This is a genomic window from Rhodococcus sp. C3V (assembly GCF_029269915.1).
In the GTDB taxonomy this organism is placed as follows: domain Bacteria; phylum Actinomycetota; class Actinomycetes; order Mycobacteriales; family Mycobacteriaceae; genus Rhodococcus_F; species Rhodococcus_F qingshengii.
Genome location: NZ_JARJBE010000003.1, coordinates 418,713 through 436,548 on the forward strand (window position 1 = coordinate 418,713; position 17,836 = coordinate 436,548).

Consider the following 17,836-nt stretch of genomic DNA (forward strand, 5'->3'; position numbering starts at 1 on the left):
CGGGCTAGACGGGCTCTCGCGTCTTCTCGAGGCCGAGTGCCATTTCGGGAGTGAGTAATTGGAAGTCGGATTCTCCACGCCGTCGGATCCACACCGGATCGGAGGTGTTCCAGCGTTCGGCGCTCTGCGTTCGAGTGACCACCTTGAACGTCGCCGTTCTCGGGAACTCACTGCACACTCGGATCAAGGTCGGCTTCTGCTTCGGCCCGAGTTCCGGCCGGGAATCGATGTATTCGGCTACGGCTGCCGGGTCGAAGTTGTCGACATCGCCGACCGGAATCACCGACGCCATGACGCGGTCGCCGACGTCGCTGTCGGGGACTGCGTACACGGACACCTGCGCGAAGCCCGGGTAACCGACCAGGGAGCGTTCGATGGGTGCGGCACCGATGTTCTCGCCGTCCACTCGCAGCCAACCGGAACTGCGTCCCGCGAAGTAGACGTAACCGTCGACGTCGGTGTACGCCAGATCGCCACTCCAGTACTGGCCGTTGCGCATTCGCTCGGCGTCGGCGTCCGGGTTCTTGTAGTACCCGGCGAACGTGCCTGGGCCGGTGACATTGACCAGTTCACCAGTTGCCTCGTCGGCGTTGGTGATCCGGCCGTCGGCATCGAAGACTGCAGGCGGGCATGGCGCTCCGGTCTCGGGATCGAGGATCTTGACGCCGTCCGGGAGCAGTCCGAGGGCGCCTGGCCGGGGAACCGGTGCCGCGGAGATCGAAATGCCGCCCTCGGTGGAACCGAACCCGTCGATGACGCGAGCGTCGAAGCGCCGGACGAAGGTGGCGACGGCGGGCGCCGAACCCTCGTTGCCGTACATGATCTTCAAGGTGTTGTCCCGCTCGTTCGGCACCTCGGGGGTGGAAGCGATGAAGGACAACGGCTTTCCGACGTAGTTGGAGTACGTGATTCCGTACTTGTGAACGTCGGGTAGAAAACCCGAAGCGGAGAACTTGCGTCGCATGGCAATTCCCGCACGAGCGTGCAGCGCGACCGTCCACGCCGCCATCATCGCGTTGGAATGGAACATGGGCATCGCCATGTAGACGACGTCGTCGGCGCCGAGCCCGAAACGATCGGCAAGCATGACCCCGGGAGAGGCCAACTTGTGGTGCGTGCACCGAACCGCTTTGGGATCACCGCTGGTTCCGGAAGTGAAGATGAGCATCAACAGATCGTCGGGCTGCGCCGTCGACGCGTAGGCCGGCGTATCGGCGAAGGGCGCCAACAATTCCGCCCAGGCCGGAGAATCCACGTTGATCACCCGGACGTCGCCGAGATCGACGTCGTCGAGTAGATGTGCCTGGTTGTTCTCGGTGAAGATGACCTGGCAGTCGGAGAGCGCAATGTCTCGCGCCAATGCCGGGCCGCGCCTGGTCGTGTTCAGCCCGGCGGCGACCGAACCCGAGAACGATGCCGCTCCGAGCAGCAGCGAGAACTCGGGGACGTTCTCCATCAGAAGTCCGAAATGCCTGGGGCGCGTTCGATCGAGCAGCGTGTCCAGCAGCGCTGCTCGATCGAACGAGCCTTGAACGTGCTCGCGCCAGGTGATGACCTGGTCCTCGAAACGGATACCGCGGTCGTCGATCTCGCTGACTCCGAGGAGTAGATCGGAAACAGTGGGGCTCTGACTCATAGCTGCATCATCATCGATTCGTCTCGGACCAGGTCATGGATTTCCACTCGGTGGGACGCACTCAGGCAGGGACTGCGGCGAGTTCCTTGCCCAGTGCGCGAAGCTGATCTGTTGCGTTGCCGAGCAGGAACTCGTGATGCTTGGCCGCGAGGAAGTAGCGGTGAACCGGATGGTCCTCGTCCAGACCGACACCGCCGTGAACGTGAACAGCGGTGTGCCCGACGCGGTGTCCCGCATCTGCAGCCCAGAACTTGGCCGTCTGTACAGCGCCGTCGGAAGGAAGTCCTTCGCTCAGACGCCACGCGGCAGCCCACAGAGTCAGACGAACACCCTTGACGTCGATGTATCCGTCTGCGAGGCGCTGGGCCACTGCCTGGAAACTACCGATCGGTCGACCGAACTGCACACGCTCGGTGGCATATTCGGCGGTCAGCTTCAACGCTTGATCGAGCACTCCGTACTGGTAGGCGGTCGAACCGAGCTGAATTCGCTCGACGATCCACGCCGCGATGTCCGATCCCTGGGCAACCGAGCCGAGAACACGATCGGCCGGGATCTGCACCGAATCGAATTCGACGAGACTCGCGCTCGAGAAATCTGTGGTCGATTGCCTGGTAATGCTCACGCCCGCGTCCGACGGTTCGACGAGGAAGACCGCGACGCCGTCCTCGGTGATGGCGGGGACGAGGAACAGATCTGCGAGCGGTGCACTGTCGACGGTGATCTTTGTTCCGTCGATGCGCCAACCGTCGGCGGTCTTCTCGGCACGCGTGATCGGGTGCGCCGGGTCGTCGTTGTATTCCTCGGCGAGGGCCGCGGTGAGTATCTTCTCACCGGCAGCGGCAGCGCTTGCCCAGTCGTCGCGCTGCTTGTCCGAGCCGAATTCGGCTATCGCTGCGGCGGACCCGACGATGGACGTCAGGAACGGAACAGCTGCGACGCCGCGGCCGAGTTCGGCCAGGATGCTGCACTGCTCGAGGACACCGAATCCGTCGCCGCCCACCGATTCCGGAAGAGCCGCGCCGAGAACGCCGGCCGAGGCCAGAGCATTCCACAAGAGGGCGTCGAAACGGTCTTCGGCGGCGTCGAGTTCACGAAGGCGGTCGTTGGTGACCAGTTCGGCGACGACGGATCGTGTCAGTCCGGACAGGTCCTGCTGGGCCTCGGTAAGGGTGAATTCCATGATCGTTGGTCCTTATCGCTTCGATGCGGGAAGCCGCAGAGCTGTCATTCCGATGATGTCGCGTTGCACTTCGTTGGTACCGCCGCCGAACGTCAGGATCAGCGAAGAACGATGCATACGTTCGATGCGGCCGCGCAGAAGGGCGCCGGGGGAGTTCTGCCTGATCGTGGCGGAGGATCCGAGGATTTCCATCAGCAAGCGGTAAGCCTCGGTGGCGAATTCGGTACCGAACACCTTGTTGGCGGACGCAGCTTCGGGGCCGGGAGCGTGATCGGTTGCGGAGGCGATTTCCCAGTTCATCAACTTCAGGTACTCGGCTTTGGCATGCACGCGAGCCAGATTGATCTGCACCCATTCCTGGTCGATCATGCGTCGGCCGTCGGGCAGCTTGGTGTTCTGTGCCCACTCACGGACCTCACGCTGCGCGGTCAGAATCGGTCCGGCCGAGGTGAGGGCAACGCGCTCGTGGTTGAGCTGATTGGTGATCAGTGCCCAGCCGCCGTGTTCCTGACCCACGATCGACGACGCCGGGACCCGTACGTCCTGGTAGTAGGTGGCGCTGGTGTCGGGGCCGGCCATGGTGTGAACCGGTGTGTAGGAGAAGCCTTCTGCCGTGGTGGGGACGATCAGCATGCTGATTCCCTTGTGCTTCTTGGCTTCCGGATCGGTGCGGCACGCCAACCACACGTAGTCGGCGTACTGGATCAGGCTGGTCCACATCTTCTGCCCGTTGATGACGTAATCGTCACCGTCACGGACCGCCGACGTGCGCAGAGAGGCCAGGTCGGTGCCGGCCTCGGGCTCGGAGTAGCCGATCGCGAAGTGGAGCTCACCGCGAGAGATCTTGGGCAGGAAGAAGGCCTTCTGCTCGTCCGTACCGAAATGCATGATTGTCGGCGCTACCGAATTGATCGTCAGGAACGGCACCGGCGCACCGGCGATGGCAGCTTCGTCGGTGAAGATCAGCTGGTCCATCGCGGAGCGTTCCTGTCCGCCGTACTCTTTCGGCCAACCCAGCGTGAGCCAGCCGTCCTGACCCATCTGCGCGACGACTTCGCGGTACACATTGCCTTCGCCGTACTCACCCGTCGTGGCGGCGAGCGCTTCACGCCGCTCGGGAGTCATCAGTTGTGCGAAGTAGGCACGCAACTCCTCCTGGAGCTGTTGCTGCTCAGGGGTGTAGGTGATGTGCATGGTTACCTCTCCATAGAGATACGAATCAAAGCGTCAACCATTCGATTGACACAGGTTCTATCGATGCGTTCATCGGCGACAAGGGGCGCCCTCGCCGTCTCCGGCGGATCGTTCGACGTCCGTTCTCGGTACTTTTTCGAATCATTGCACACGACTGAAACAGGTTCTAGTGTTATCGCCAGGAACGGTGTGCGGCACAGCCCTGCGGCACTCGTTTCGTATCCGTGTTCGTGTGAGCAGTTGTGAGTAGAGAAGAGGAATCGCCATGGAGGTCAGGGTTGATCTGGACCGTTGCGAGGCAAACGGTGTGTGCGTCGGGATCGCGCCCGATATTTTCGACCTCGACGACAACGAGGAGCTCGTGATCAGTTCTGTGCGCCCACCGGAGGATCGCTGGGAGGATGTCCGTTCCGCGATCGCTCAGTGCCCGCGCGCGGCACTGACCGAACATCCGTGACGATGGTTGCCCAAAACAAGAACACGTTCTAAAGTTGCGAACTCGTGGGTCACGGCAATCGAGCCGGGTAACTCGACACACGACCGCAGAGAACCGGGAGAGCGCTTCGATGAATGCTGTGAACAGCCCAGAAACCAGTCTCGAAGGCAAGGTCGCCATCGTGACCGGTGCCGGATCGGGGCTCGGAAAGTTCGAGGCCATCGGTCTGGCGAAGGCCGGTGCGTCGTTGGTCGTCAACGATCTGGCCCCGAACGAGGCCGTCGAAGCAACGCTCGAGGAGATCCGCGGTCTCGGCGCCAAAGTCGAATTCGTGGCAGGCAACGTCGGTGAGCGTTCTACCGCCGACGCACTGATGGAAGCAGCGCAGGGGCAGTTCGGCAGTGTCGACATCGTCGTCAACAATGCCGGCGTCGTACGCGACCGGATGCTGTTCAACATGTCCGACGAAGACTGGGATCTGGTACTCGAAGTTCATCTTCGCGGCCATTTCCTCCTGTGCCGCAACGCCGCTGCCTACTGGCGGGCGAAATCCAAGGAAGCCGGGGCGCCGGTGTACGGGCGCATCGTCAACACTTCTTCGGAGGCGGGTCTCCTCGGACCGGAAGGGCAGCCCAACTACGGCGCTGCAAAAGCCGGAATCACGGCGCTGACGTTGTCGGCCGCACGTGGGCTCTCGCGCTACGGCGTACGGGCCAACGCGATCTGCCCGCGGGCACGGACGTCGATGACCGAAGGCGTGTTCGGCGACGCGCCGGCCGACGGCATGGATCCGCTCTCGCCCGAGCACGTGGCTTCGCTCGTCTCGTACCTGGCATCACCAGCGGCCGACGCCGTCAACGGTCAGGTATTCGTGGTGTACGGACCGATGGTTGCGCTGATGGCGGCGCCCGTCGTCGAGCAGCGGTTCGACGCCGAGGGAGATTCTTGGTCGCCGGAAACGCTGTCCGCGGTGATGGGTGACTACTTCGCTGACCGTGACCCGGCAAAGATGTTCTCGGCATCGGCGGCCCTGCGCGCGTTGGGCTGATCGACGGCGCTGATTCTCGGGTGCGCGACACGTAGAACCGTTGTTCACACTCAGACGGTCTACGTGTCCACTTCCTGGTAGAAATAGCGTGTTCACGAGTCGGTGGGCGCGGCAGTTTGCCTGCGTTCTGTAACGAGACCAACGGTCTCGAAAAAACTGGACTGTGTTCCAATTTTGCATTCCTGCGAACGATGCGATATTCGATCGGCGTGCCCAGTCAAGGCTCTCGCATGGCTGAATTTCGAACCTGGCGCCGAAAGGCGCCGATCATTCAAAAGTATTAATTTCCAGGATATTTCGGCGAAAATCGCATCGAAAAGGGATGCTTCCCATGTCTCCGATCTTCCGGTTTCGGATCGGCGCCGTGAGGCTACTCCTTAGAGTTGGACACTTGTTTTTGACAGGTGAACACGTTCTAGTTAATATGACCTGAGTCACAAGCTGTCGGGGGCTGGACTATGAGAACAGACAGTACTGCGGCAACCAAGGACGAGGAGGGCGAATGGTAGACCTCGTCGAGGTGCCATTACGAGCGGTCGGTGGCTTCTTTCAGATGTCCGCCCAAACCTTGAGGGCAGTCTTCTCCCGCCCTTTCCAGCGGCAAGAGTTCATCGATCAGGCCTGGTTCGTGGCCCGAGTCTCGATGGTGCCGACGGTGCTGGTCGCAATCCCGTTCACTGTGCTGGTCAGCTTCACCATCAACATTCTCTTGCGCGAGATCGGTGCAGCCGACCTCAGTGGTGCCGGAGCTGCCCTCGGCACCGTCACGCAGGTCGGCCCCATCGTCACCGTGCTGATCGTCGCCGGCGCCGGCGCAACCGCCATCTGCGCGGATCTTTCGGCCCGAACCATCCGCGAAGAGATCGACGCCATGAAGGTGCTCGGGATCAATCCCATCCACCGGTTGGTCGTTCCCCGAGTGCTCGCGTCGACAGGTGTGGCGCTGCTCCTCAACGGACTGGTCTGCACCATCGGCATCCTCGGCGGTTTCGTCTTCTCCGTGTTCATCCAGGACGTGAACCCCGGCGCGTTCGTCAACGGCATCACACTGCTCACCGGATTCGGTGAGCTCATGCTCTCCATGGTCAAAGCAGGGCTGTTCGGCATGATCGCCGGCCTGGTTGCGGCCTACCTCGGACTCAACGTCAAAGGCGGCGCCAAGAGCGTCGGTGACGCGGTCAACCAGACCGTCGTGTTCGCGTTCATGGCGCTCTTCGTCGTCAACGTGCTCATCACGACCATCGGTATCAAGTTGACGGCCGGATGAGGCCCACGGCAGTCGGAGAGATCGAAGTGGACAGAACGACAAACGACAGACGGGAGGAGATCTGATGGCGTTGGCCGCAGCGGGACGCTTCCCGCGCACACGTCGACAGATCGGTTCGATCTCTCGCAGTATCGACAGCATCGGTGATCAAGCGCTGTTCTTCGCGAAGGCTCTCGGTCACGCTCCCAAGGCGCTGATGCGCTATCCACGTGAAACTCTGCGACTGATCGCCGAGATCAGCATGGGCACCGGTGCGCTCGCCGTCATCGGTGGCACCGTCGTGATCGTCGGATTCCTGACACTGTTCACCGGTGGCACCATCGCCGTTCAGGGCTACAGCTCGCTGGGCAACATCGGCGTCGAAGCACTGACGGGCTTCTTCGCCGCCTTCATCAACGTTCGCATCGCAGCGCCGGTCATCGCCGGAATCGGCCTCGCCGCGACCATCGGCGCCGGCTCCACCGCGCAGCTCGGTGCGATGCGCGTCTCCGAAGAGATCGACGCGCTGGAGACGATGGCGATCCCGTCGATTCCGTATCTGGTCAGCACCCGCGTCATGGCCGGCATGATCGCGATCATCCCGCTGTACTCACTGGCGGTGATCGCGTCGTTCGTCGCCAGCCGCTTTGCGACGGTGTTCCTCTACAACCAGTCCGGCGGCGTGTACGACCACTACTTCACGACCTTCCTGATACCCACGGACATACTGTGGTCGTTCGCCCAGGCGATAGTCATGGCGCTGGCCGTCATGCTCATCCACACCTACTACGGCTTCAACGCAACCGGTGGCCCGGTCGGCGTCGGTGTCGCGGTGGGTAACGCAGTGCGCGCCTCGTTGATCGCGGTCGTCACGGTCACCCTGCTCATCTCACTCGCCATCTACGGCGGGTCCGGCAACTTCAACCTGTCGGGATAGGCGGGCAAGCGATGACCGTACCCAGATGGCACAAGAAGTTGGCCGCAGCCGGCCTGGTCCTCGGACTCGTGGCGATCGTCGCCGTTGCTCTCACCATGTTCTCGGGTGGGTTCACCAAGAGCACGCCCATCACCGTGACGTCCACGCGTGCCGGCCTCGTCATGGAACCCAATGCCAAGGTGAAGTTGCGCGGAGTGCAGGTCGGCCGCGTCGAGTCGATCTCCCTCGTCGGGGACCAGGCAAACCTGAAGTTGGCGATGGATCCGGGCCAGATGTCGAAGATTCCGTCGAACGCCCGGGTGGAGATCAAGACCACCACGGTGTTCGGTGCGAAGTACGTCAACATCGTGATTCCCGACGATCCGTCGACCCAACCGATCCAGGAGGGTGCTGTCATCGCTTCGGACAGCGTCACCGTCGAGTTCAACAGTGTCTTCGAACATCTTTCGGACGTGCTCGCGAAGATCGAACCGGAAAAGCTCAACGCCACACTCGGCGCGATCTCCACCGCACTCAACGGGCGCGGCGAGTCGCTGGGTGAGGTTCTCGAGCTCGGTGACACCTATCTGAAGAAGATGAATCCGGTTCTACCGCAGCTCCAGGAAGACTTGGTCGGCGCCGCCGATGTCACCAATCTGTACGCCGACGTGGCACCGGATCTGATGCGCATCCTCGACAATGCCACCGCGACAAGCGGATCGATCGTGGCCGAGCAGGCAAACCTCGACTTGCTGTTGCTCAACGTCACCGGCCTCGCGGACACCGGCAACGCGTTGTTGACCGACAACGAGCAGAACCTGACCACCGCCCTCGACACTCTGACCGCGACGACGACCCTGCTCGACAAGTACTCGTCGGGTCTGACGTGCTTCATCGTCGGGTTGAACGACGGTCGGATCAAGTTCGAGCCACTGGCAGGCACCGGGGACAAAGCGGCGCTGATGCTGAGTGCGAGCTTCATGTACGGCGCCGAGGCGTACCAGAATCCGCAATCTCTCCCCAAGGTCGCGGCCTCCGGCGGACCCAATTGTTATGGTCTGCCCGAATTCGATCCGAAGGTCGACGGGCATGCACCGTTCGCAGTCACCAACACCGGCAACGTGCCCTTCGTTCCCAACACCGAACTGCGCGTTACCGTGCCGACCATTTTCCAGTATCTCTTCGGTGACTCCTACGAGCAGGAAGACGGGAAGTGATGAGACCGACCACGGTCAAGCTGCTGATTTTCACCGTCGTCATGGCGGTCATCTTCGCCGGACTGGCGATCGTCTTCAGTCAGGTGCGCTTCAGCAGCAGCAACGGATTTCACGCCACCTTCTCGGACGTCTCGGGACTCAAGTCCGGCGACAAGGTCCGCATCGCCGGTGTTCCGGTCGGGTCGGTCACCGGAGTGTCCATCGGTGACTCCAACCAGGCCGAGGTCGAGTTCGACGTCGCCACCAAGTACTCGCTGATGAAGAGCACCAAAGCGACTGTGCGCTACGAGAACCTGGTGGGCGATCGCTACATGGAACTGCTCGAGGGCGCCGGTTCCACCGAGACGCTTCCGTCGGGAGGATCCATTCCGGTCGATCAGACGTCGCCCGCTCTCGATCTGGATCTGCTGCTCGGCGGATTCAAGCCGCTGCTTCGTTCGCTCGACCCGCAGCAGGTCAACGACCTCTCCGGGGCCCTGCTGCAGGTACTCCAGGGCCAGGGCGGAACGCTGGTTTCGTTGCTGGGAAACACCAGTTCGTTCACCAGCACGTTGGCGGACCGAGACCAGCTGATCGGGGACGTCATCACCAATCTCAACGACGTACTCGGCACCATCAACGACAAGGGCGATCAGTTCTCCACCACGATCGATCAGCTCCAGCAGTTGGTCAGTGGATTGGCGAAGGACAGTGGCCCGATCGGTAATTCGATCACGGAGATCGCCGGTGCCACGGGAGATCTCGCGTCGTTGCTGCAGGCGACACGTCCGGACATCCAGACGCTGATCGGGGAGACCAACCGAACGATGACGCAGCTGGACCTGGGCAAGGACGACATCAACACCGCTCTCGATCGTCTGCCGTCCGACTACCGGAAGCTGATCCGAGTGGGCACGTACGGAGCGTTCTTCCAGTTCTATCTGTGCGCCAACACTTTCAAGTTCTCCGGACCCGACGGGACGACGATCATCTTGCCCACGGCAGTTCAGGACACGGGAAGGTGCGCAAAAGTCTCATGACCCCAACCCGTGAACGTAATCCGGTACAGATCGGTGTCATCGGTCTCGTCCTGGCGGTGGCAACCGTCGGTGCCGCGCTTCAATACGATCAACTCCAGTTCATCAACGGTGGCATTCGCTACTCGGCGTACTTCCAAGATGCCGGCGGCCTGGTCACCGGCGACGACGTGACCATGGCCGGCGTGAAGGTCGGCAAGGTCAGCGACGTCGAACTCGACGACCAGAAGGTGTTGGTCACCTTCACCGTTCAGGACGGTGTCGCCCTGGGCGAGCAGACAGCGGCTGATATCAAGACCAACACGGTTCTCGGGCGAAAGTCGTTGGCGGTACGGCCGGAAGGATCCGGACTGTTGCGGACGGACACGCCGATTCCGGTCGAACGCACCAACTCCCCGTACTCGCTCAACGACGCTCTGGGTGACCTCGGGACAACGGTGTCCGAACTCGACACGGAACAGATCAACGATTCGCTCAACGCGATCTCGGACACGCTGGCCGATACTCCGCCCGAACTGCGCACCGCGTTGGACGGAATGACGCGGCTTTCGCAGAGCATCAACTCACGCGACGAGAGCCTGCTCCAATTGCTCTCGCGGGCCGAAGATGTCACCAAGATCCTCTCCGACAGAAGCGGTCAGATCGATTCGTTGCTGGTCGACGGCAACAAGCTGTTTGCCGAACTGAGCTTGCGGCGTGACGCGATCAGCGAACTGATCGTCAACACCGGCGCAGTCTCACGTCAACTGTCAGCGCTGGTGCAGGAGAACGAGGCTCAGATGGGGCCGACCCTCGAGAAGCTGAATTCGGTCGCCGAGGTTCTCCAGCAGAACAAGGACAACATCGCGGGAGCGCTCGACGGACTCGGACCGTACATCACCGCGCTCGGTGAGACCGTGGCCAGCGGCCCGTTCTTCGACGCCTTCATCATCAACATTCTGCCGAGCAACTGGTGGAAGACCCTGGTGGACACCAGCGTCGCGCCCGAGCAGGTTCCGGGCGACCTGGAAGACTTCTTCCCCGGTATTCCACCGACGATCAGGGGGCCGGGAGAATGACCGAGACCATGACTTCACAGGATCCACAGGGCTCCACCAACCCACGCAAGAAGTGGGTGCTGATCGGAGCGGGTGTGCTGGTCGCGCTGCTCGTCGCCGGTGCGGCCTACCTCTTCATCCCAGGCCTGGGCAAGACCAAGATCTCCGCGCACTTCGTCTCGACCACCGGTCTCTACGAGGGCGATGTCGTGCGAGTGCTCGGTGTCAACGTCGGCAAGGTGACCAAGATCGAACCGCGTGATCGGGACACCTACGTCGAGATGAAGATCGATTCGAGCGTCGACGTTCCGGCAGATGCCAAGGCGCTCATCGTTGCTCAAAGCCTCGTGTCCGCACGCTTCGTGCAATTGACCCCCGTGTACTCCGGCGGGGAACAGATGCCCAACGGCGGCGAGATCCCGATCGAGCGCACCGCCGTTCCGGTGGAGTGGGACGAGATCAAGACCGAACTGACCAAACTGTCGGACGCACTCGGACCGGAGGGTCTGGACGATCAGGGTTCCCTCGGTCGATTCATCGACACCGTGGGAACGAACCTCGACGGTAACGGTGAGTCGATTCGGTCGACGCTGCGCGAACTCTCGGCCACGATGCACACGCTGTCCGAAGGCCGGACCGATTTGTTCTCCACCATTCGGAACCTGCAGGCATTTGTCACTGCGTTGTCCTCGAGTAACGAGCAGATCGTGCAGTTCAGCGGTCACCTCGCTTCGGTGACAAGCGTTCTCGCAAGCAGCTCCGACGAGTTGGGTACCGCCCTCAGTGATCTCGACCTGGCCGTCGGCGACGTCCAGCGGTTCGTCAAGGACAACAGCGAGGGACTGAGCGAATCGGTTGCGCGTCTCGCCGATGCCACTCAGGTACTGACTGACAAGCGCCCGGAGATCGAGCAGGTTCTGCACTCCGGACCGACGTCGCTTGCCAACTTCTATCAGATCTACAAGCCGGCTCAGGGCAGTATGACCGGCGCAATTGCACTGAGTAACTTCAAGAATCCGATCCAGTGGATCTGTGGTTCCATCGAAGGTATCGAGAGTGGTAACTCCCAGAACAGTGCCGACCTGTGTAAGCAGTACCTCGGGCCGGTGCTCAGCACGATGATCGGCAACTACCCCGGATTCCTGTTCAACCCGGTCGCGGGCGTGCAGGCTTTCCCGGATCAGATCGTCTACACCGAACCGGGATTGGAAGCGGCAAGTCAGAATCAGCCGGAAACCGTCGCAGGACCGATGTCGGGTGCTCCCATGACGAGTGTTCCCAAGGATCTCGCCGAACTCTTCAACATGGGCGGAGGGAACTGATGCGGGTAGCTCGCAAGACCACGGTTGCCGTGTTGGCCACGGCAGTGGCACTCGGCGCCAGCGGTTGTGAATGGAACGGTCTCAACTCGGTGCCGATGCCAGGCACTCAAGGCCGGGGCGAAGGCGCATACGAGGTTCAGATCGAGATGCCGAACGTGACTACACTGTCGCAGAATTCGCCCGTCCGGGTGGATGACGTGGCAGTGGGAAGCGTTTCGAACATCGAGGTTCAAGGCTGGCACGCTCTGGTGACGGTGTCGCTGAATCCCGAGGTTCAGTTGCCGGCCAACGCGACGGCAAAAATCGGTCAGACCAGCTTGCTCGGCTCTCAGCACATCGAGTTGGCGCCGCCGGTAGGGGAGGAGCCCGAGGGCCGACTCGAAGCCGGTGACCTGATTCCGATCGAGCGGGCGGGCGCTTACCCGACGACGGAACAGACGCTGTCGTCGCTGTCGGTTGTTCTCAACGGCGGCGGTCTCGCTCAGGTTCAGGACATCACGAAGGAACTCAACGCCGCTCTCGGTGGGCGTGAAGATTCCGTTCGAGACCTCCTGCCTCAGCTCGATCAGCTGGTCGGAAGTCTGGACAAGCAACGAGGCGACATCGTTTCGGCGATGGAAGGACTCGATCGACTGTCCTCGACCGTCCAGGCCCAGCACGACACCTTGAACAAAGCGCTCGAAGGTATTCCGCCGGCACTCGAGATTCTTGTCGCTCAGCGTCAGGACATAACCAACGCGTTGACCTCACTCGGTGGTCTCAGCGAGGTGGCGAGCCGTGTCATCCAGGAGAGCGGCGACGATTTCGCGACCAACGTTCGGGCTCTTTCGCCGACTCTGAAGGCCTTGGCGGATTCGGGTAACGCTCTCACTCAGGTTCTCGGAGTCCTCTTGACGTTCCCGTTCCCACAGAACGGAATCGACAACGTCATTCGCGGTGACTACGCCAACCTGGCCATGACCATCGACATCTCGCTGCCCCGGCTGGACGCGAACTTCCTCACCGGAACTCCGTTGGCCGGAACGCTCTCCGGACCGGAAGGCGTGTTGGGTAAGCAGGCTGGGCTGGCCGGACAGACAGGCAACCCGTTGAGCGATCCGCTCAAGCCTGCCGCACCGCCGGCCCAAGCTCCCGCCGGACAGGCTCCCGCTGCGCAGGCCCCGGCAGCGGATCCGAATACCATTCAGATTCCGGGACTTCCGCCGATCAACATTCCAGGACTTCCTCAGGGGGCACCGGCACCATGATGCTCACAAAGTTCGTCCGTATCCAGCTCACCATCTTCGCCGTCTTGACGGTCGTCGGTTTGATCGTGATGGCCACTCAGTACGTGCGTGTTCCCGCTATGGTCGGTATCGGCCGATACGACGTCACCGTCGAATTGCCCGCCACCGGTGGGCTGTACAAGAACTCGAACGTCACCTACCGCGGTCAGACCATCGGCGTCGTGAACGCGGTGGAGTTGTCGGAAACGGGCGTGAATGCGCGTCTGTCTCTCGAGAGCGGCGTCAAGGTGCCCTCGGACGTCGACGCTGCGGTCAAGAGTGTGTCGGCGATCGGCGAGCAGTTCGTCGATCTGATTCCGCACACCGACAGCTCCGGAGCGATCGTGGTCGACGGGCATCTGGAAAACGGATCGGTGATTCCCGAAGACCGAACCAGCATTCCCCAGGATGTCGGCGCGATGCTCGATCAGGCAGATCTGTTGCTGCAGAGCATTTCCGACACCAAGCTCAAGACCGTCATCGACGAATCCTTCAAGGCGTTCAACGGTGCCGGCCCGGATCTGCAGAAGCTGATCGACTCGGCTCGGCTGTTCGTCGAAGAGGCGAACAACAACTCCGACGCGACCAAGACCCTGATCGAGCAGGCCGGTCCACTCCTGGACACCCAGGTGGTCAGCAGCGACGCCATCCGTTCCTGGACAAGCAATCTGGTGACGTTCACCGACCAGCTCCGCGCCAGCGACCCTGATCTGCGTGCCGTCATCCAGAAGGGTCCGGCCGCAGCGGCGGAGGCGAATGCTCTTCTGCAAGACATGCAGCCGACATTGCCGATTCTTCTGGCGAACCTCGTGTCCGTCGGACAGGTCGGCGTGATCTACAACAACGCGATCGAGCAGATTCTGGTCATCTACCCGCCGCTGGCCGCGGCGCTGGTCACGGTGGCAGGCTCCGGCCCGGCTGCGGATGGTGCACTGGTGGACTTCCACATGGAGGTCAACGACCCGCCGCCGTGCACTACAGGATTCCTGCCCGCAGAGCAGTGGCGCAGTCCGAAGGACGAATCACCAATCGAGACGCCGTCGGATCTCTTCTGCCAGGTTGCCCAGGATTCGCCGATCGCCGTGCGCGGCGCGAGAAACCTTCCCTGCGAGGAGTATCCGGGACGTCGTGCGCCGACGGTCGAACAGTGCCGTTCCGGCTACGTACCGATGGGCACGAACCCGCAATCCGGGCCTCCGGAACCGATTACCGCGACCCCGAGCTCGTACACGTCGACGCCTTCGGTCTCGGCTCGTCGGTACGATCCGATTACAGGCACGTACATCGGGCCGGACGGAAGGACGTACTCGCAACCGAACCTCGGTGGCGGCGACGTCAGTCTCGAACAGTTCATGAAGGGTCAGCAGGGTTGATGACAGACGAAGATCCACAGGCCGGGCAGCGGGTGCGCCGTCGCGCGTCCCGCAGCGCCGGACCCACGGGTGCGGATGCAGACGCTGCCGCGGTAGTAGTGCCCACCGAAAAGAAGTCGGCCGAACAGAAGCCAGCCGAGCAGAAGCCAGCCGAGCAGAAGCCGGCCGAGCAGAAGCCAGCTGAGCAGAAGGCGGCGGCGCCAGTTGCTTTGGGCAAGCCCGATACTCCACCTGAGAAGGTCGTCAGCGGTGATCAGGTCGCGACCAAGGCTGAGCCGACCGGTACCGCCGAAACCCCCGCAGAAACTGCTGTGGACACCCCTGTTCGTTCGAAGCCCAAGGCCGGGTTGGTAGTCGGGATCGCCATTGCTTCGGTGATCGCTGTTGCTCTTGCGGCCCTGACGGTGTTTCTTCTCGTCGACCGGAACAAGGCGTCCAATGCCGACGAGGACCGAGCCCGCTACGTGGCCGGTGCCCGGACCACCGCACTGAATCTGACGACACTGCACGCGGATACAGCGGCTGCCGACCTCGACAAGTTCCTCGCCGGCACCACCGACGAGTTCAAGTCGCAGTTCGACGGACGCAAGGATTCGTTCGTCAACGTCCTCGGGCAGGCCGGAGTTCAGACCGACGGCGAGGTGCTCGAAGCCGGGTTCGAGAAATCCGACGGCGATTGCGGGACTTCATTGGTCGCGGTGCGTGCGATGCAGAAGAACGGCGACGAAGCGCCCGCTGAACGCAACTACCGACTCCGAATCACCATGTGCGACGTCGACGGGCAGTTGCTTGCCTCGAATGTGGAGTTTGTGCCATGACCCCAGAAGTGAACCCCGAGACGTCCAAGCAAGTTTCGCCGAAGCCGAAGCGCGCCTCACCGCTCGCCATCATCCTGTGCGTCATCAGTGCAGTGGCCATCGCGTTGGCGGCAGTGTCGGCGTATCTCTACTTCGGTCCGGACGGAACGCGTGACACCGCAGCGATCGATCAGACCAGAGACGAAGTGGCACAGGCCTCTTCCGATCAGGCGGTAGCGATGTTCCAGTACGACTACAACAACGTCGACCAGCAGTTGCATGCAGCCACAGACGGGTTGACGGGCGATTTTCAAGGCACGTTCACCAATCTGATCGAATCGGTGATCATTCCGGGAGCCAAGGAAAAGTCGCTGACCGTTCAGGTCGTCGTCCAGGGCGCCGCGGTTCTCGACGCGGAGGCGGACAGCGCGACGACGATGCTGTTCCTCAATCAGATCACCACGTCTTCGGAATCGCCCGAAGCCGTTGCCAGTGGCAGTCGCGTGAAGATGAGTCTGGAGAAGCAGGACGGACGTTGGCTCGTGAACAACGTCCAACCCTTCTGATCAAACACACGAAGGCTGGAGCCGGGTACGAAAGAGGCTGGGGCCGCGGAGATTCACTCTCCGCGGCCCCAGCCTTTGTGCACTGTCCTCAGTGGTCTTGTGCTTCGGCCGGGGCGATCAGCGCCGGGCCTGCGGCACCGCCGTGTGCGAGCGCGTCGAGGAACGAGCGCGCCCAGCGGTCGACGTCGTGCGTCAGGACCTGACGACGTAGCGCACGCATGTGGCGCCGGCCGTCCTCGCGCGGTTGATTGAGGGCCTTCTCCATCGAATCCTTGACGTCGTCGAGGTCGTGAGGATTGCACAGGAATGCCTGGCGGAGTTCTGCTGCGGCACCGGTGAATTCGCTGAGCAGCAATGCACCACCCAGATCACTGCGGCAGGCGACGTATTCCTTCGCGACGAGGTTCATGCCGTCACGCAGCGGCGTGACGAGCATGAGATCGGCGGCGACGAAGAACGCGACCAGTTCGTCGCGTGGGATCGGCCGATGGATGTAATGGACGACGGGGCGGCCGACTTCACTGAACTCGCCGTTGATCCGGGAGACCTTCTGCTCGATGTCTCCGCGCATCTGTACGTAGCTTTCGACGCGTTCGCGGCTCGGGGTCGCCAGCTGCACCATGACGGTGTCGGCGGGATCGATGCGCTTCTCCATGAGAAGTTCGTGGAGCGCAGCGAGCCTGACGTCGATGCCTTTGGTGTAGTCGAGGCGGTCGACGCCCAGCATGATGTGCTTGGGGTTGCCGAGTTCTTTGCGAATCTGCTTGGCGCGGTCTCGAATTGCCTTGGTGCGCGAGAGCTCGTCGAGCTTGCCGGAGTCGATGGAGATAGGGAAGGCGCCGACGCGGACGCTACGGAAACCTACTTGCACCACACCGAGTTTGGAGCGGACGCCGACGGTTCCACGTGAAGTCTGTTGCCCGGCAAGGCGTCTGGCCAGGTACAGGAAGTTCTGTGCGCCACCCGGAAGGTGGAAGCCGATGAGGTCGGCGCCGAGGAGGCCTTCGACGATCTCGGTGCGCCACGGCATCTGCATGAACAGCTCGACCGGGGGAAACGGAATGTGCAGGAAGAAGCCGATGGTCAGGTCGGGGCGCAGCATCCGCAGCATCTTCGGTACCAACTGCAGCTGGTAGTCCTGGATCCAGACTGTCGCGCCCTGTGCCGCTGCCTTGGAGGTGGCTTCGGCGAATCGCCGGTTCACCTCGACGTAGGCGTTCCACCATTCGCGGTGGTACTCGGGTTTGACGATGACGTCGTGATAGAGCGGCCAGAGGGTGGCGTTGGAGAATCCCTCGTAGTACTCGTTGATCTCCTCGGCGCTCAGCGGCACGGGGTAGAGCTCGAGTCCGTCTTCGACGATGGGGTCGAGCTCGGCGTCCGCCACCCCCGCCCAGCCCACCCACGCGCCCTGATTGCTGCGCAGGATCGGCTCGAGAGCGGTGACCAGTCCGCCGGGGCTTCGCTTCCAGCGGGTGGTGCCGTCGGGAAGCCGTTCCAAGTCGACGGGCAGGCGGTTCGCTACGACAACGAACTCAGCCTGCCCGGACACGGCTTCACCGGTCGAAGAAGCAGGTGCGCTGT

The 17,836-nt window shown here is 62.2% G+C and carries 16 protein-coding genes; 12 read left to right on the forward strand and 4 right to left on the reverse strand.

What is annotated here, in order from left to right; translation table 11 throughout:
* Positions 1 to 4: 4 nt before the first annotated feature.
* The 3 genes from P3G66_RS10925 to P3G66_RS10935 all read right to left on the reverse strand — a co-directional run bounded on the left by P3G66_RS10925 (position 5) and on the right by P3G66_RS10935 (position 4,013).
* The gene (locus tag P3G66_RS10925; RefSeq protein WP_073511999.1) at positions 5 to 1,636 is read right to left on the reverse strand and encodes a long-chain-fatty-acid--CoA ligase; all 1,632 of its coding nucleotides are present in this window, start codon (positions 1,634 to 1,636) and stop codon (positions 5 to 7) included.
* 61 nt (positions 1,637 to 1,697) lie between these two features.
* Positions 1,698 to 2,819, reverse strand: a complete 1,122-nt coding sequence (locus P3G66_RS10930) for an acyl-CoA dehydrogenase family protein (protein WP_256520373.1) — start codon at positions 2,817 to 2,819, stop codon at positions 1,698 to 1,700.
* A gap of 12 nt (positions 2,820 to 2,831) precedes the next feature.
* On the reverse strand, positions 2,832 to 4,013 hold the full coding sequence (locus P3G66_RS10935; protein WP_003945878.1) for an acyl-CoA dehydrogenase family protein: 1,182 nt from the start codon (positions 4,011 to 4,013) through the stop codon (positions 2,832 to 2,834).
* A 265-nt stretch (positions 4,014 to 4,278) separates the two neighbouring features.
* On the opposite strand from P3G66_RS10935, the gene P3G66_RS10940 reads away from it, so the two are divergent.
* From P3G66_RS10940 to P3G66_RS10995, 12 genes are all read left to right on the forward strand, one after another.
* A complete protein-coding gene (locus P3G66_RS10940) occupies positions 4,279 to 4,470 on the forward strand; it encodes a ferredoxin (protein WP_007734330.1) in 192 nt (63 codons plus the stop codon).
* A gap of 109 nt (positions 4,471 to 4,579) precedes the next feature.
* The gene (locus P3G66_RS10945; RefSeq protein ID WP_054188083.1) at positions 4,580 to 5,497 is read left to right on the forward strand and encodes a 3-oxoacyl-ACP reductase; all 918 of its coding nucleotides are present in this window, start codon (positions 4,580 to 4,582) and stop codon (positions 5,495 to 5,497) included.
* 502 nt (positions 5,498 to 5,999) lie between these two features.
* Positions 6,000 to 6,764: an ABC transporter permease gene (locus P3G66_RS10950; RefSeq protein WP_003945687.1), complete on the forward strand. Its 765-nt coding sequence runs from the start codon at positions 6,000 to 6,002 to the stop codon at positions 6,762 to 6,764.
* A gap of 64 nt (positions 6,765 to 6,828) precedes the next feature.
* Complete coding sequence (locus P3G66_RS10955) at positions 6,829 to 7,680, forward strand: ABC transporter permease (RefSeq protein WP_003945759.1); 852 nt, start codon at positions 6,829 to 6,831, stop codon at positions 7,678 to 7,680.
* An 11-nt stretch (positions 7,681 to 7,691) separates the two neighbouring features.
* The gene (locus P3G66_RS10960) at positions 7,692 to 8,876 is read left to right on the forward strand and encodes an MCE family protein (RefSeq protein WP_003945815.1); all 1,185 of its coding nucleotides are present in this window, start codon (positions 7,692 to 7,694) and stop codon (positions 8,874 to 8,876) included.
* Positions 8,876 to 9,895, forward strand: coding sequence for an MCE family protein (locus tag P3G66_RS10965; protein ID WP_276116530.1), 1,020 nt, complete (start codon positions 8,876 to 8,878; stop codon positions 9,893 to 9,895). The genes P3G66_RS10960 and P3G66_RS10965 overlap by 1 nt, the downstream gene beginning before the upstream one ends.
* Positions 9,892 to 10,950 (forward strand): MCE family protein, encoded by a 1,059-nt coding sequence (locus P3G66_RS10970; protein ID WP_003945728.1) that lies wholly within the window; start codon positions 9,892 to 9,894, stop codon positions 10,948 to 10,950. The genes P3G66_RS10965 and P3G66_RS10970 overlap by 4 nt, the downstream gene beginning before the upstream one ends.
* Entirely contained in the window at positions 10,947 to 12,251 is a 1,305-nt protein-coding gene (locus P3G66_RS10975) for an MCE family protein (protein WP_007734341.1), read from the forward strand. Before P3G66_RS10970 ends, P3G66_RS10975 begins: the two co-directional genes overlap by 4 nt.
* A complete protein-coding gene (locus P3G66_RS10980; RefSeq protein ID WP_007734342.1) occupies positions 12,251 to 13,498 on the forward strand; it encodes an MCE family protein in 1,248 nt (415 codons plus the stop codon). The genes P3G66_RS10975 and P3G66_RS10980 overlap by 1 nt, the downstream gene beginning before the upstream one ends.
* Positions 13,495 to 14,889, forward strand: a complete 1,395-nt coding sequence (locus tag P3G66_RS10985; RefSeq protein ID WP_019747002.1) for an MlaD family protein — start codon at positions 13,495 to 13,497, stop codon at positions 14,887 to 14,889. The genes P3G66_RS10980 and P3G66_RS10985 overlap by 4 nt, the downstream gene beginning before the upstream one ends.
* Positions 14,889 to 15,707, forward strand: a complete 819-nt coding sequence (locus P3G66_RS10990; RefSeq protein ID WP_082931329.1) for a hypothetical protein — start codon at positions 14,889 to 14,891, stop codon at positions 15,705 to 15,707. The genes P3G66_RS10985 and P3G66_RS10990 overlap by 1 nt, the downstream gene beginning before the upstream one ends.
* On the forward strand, positions 15,704 to 16,252 hold the full coding sequence (locus P3G66_RS10995) for a hypothetical protein (RefSeq protein WP_007734345.1): 549 nt from the start codon (positions 15,704 to 15,706) through the stop codon (positions 16,250 to 16,252). The genes P3G66_RS10990 and P3G66_RS10995 overlap by 4 nt, the downstream gene beginning before the upstream one ends.
* 88 nt (positions 16,253 to 16,340) lie before the next feature.
* Here P3G66_RS10995 and P3G66_RS11000 read toward each other — a convergent pair whose 3' ends face one another.
* Positions 16,341 to 17,804 carry a trehalose-6-phosphate synthase gene (locus tag P3G66_RS11000; RefSeq protein WP_085989962.1) on the reverse strand — a complete coding sequence of 488 codons (1,464 nt, stop codon included), beginning with the start codon at positions 17,802 to 17,804 and terminating at the stop codon, positions 16,341 to 16,343.
* Between the last annotated feature and the right edge of the window lie 32 nt (positions 17,805 to 17,836).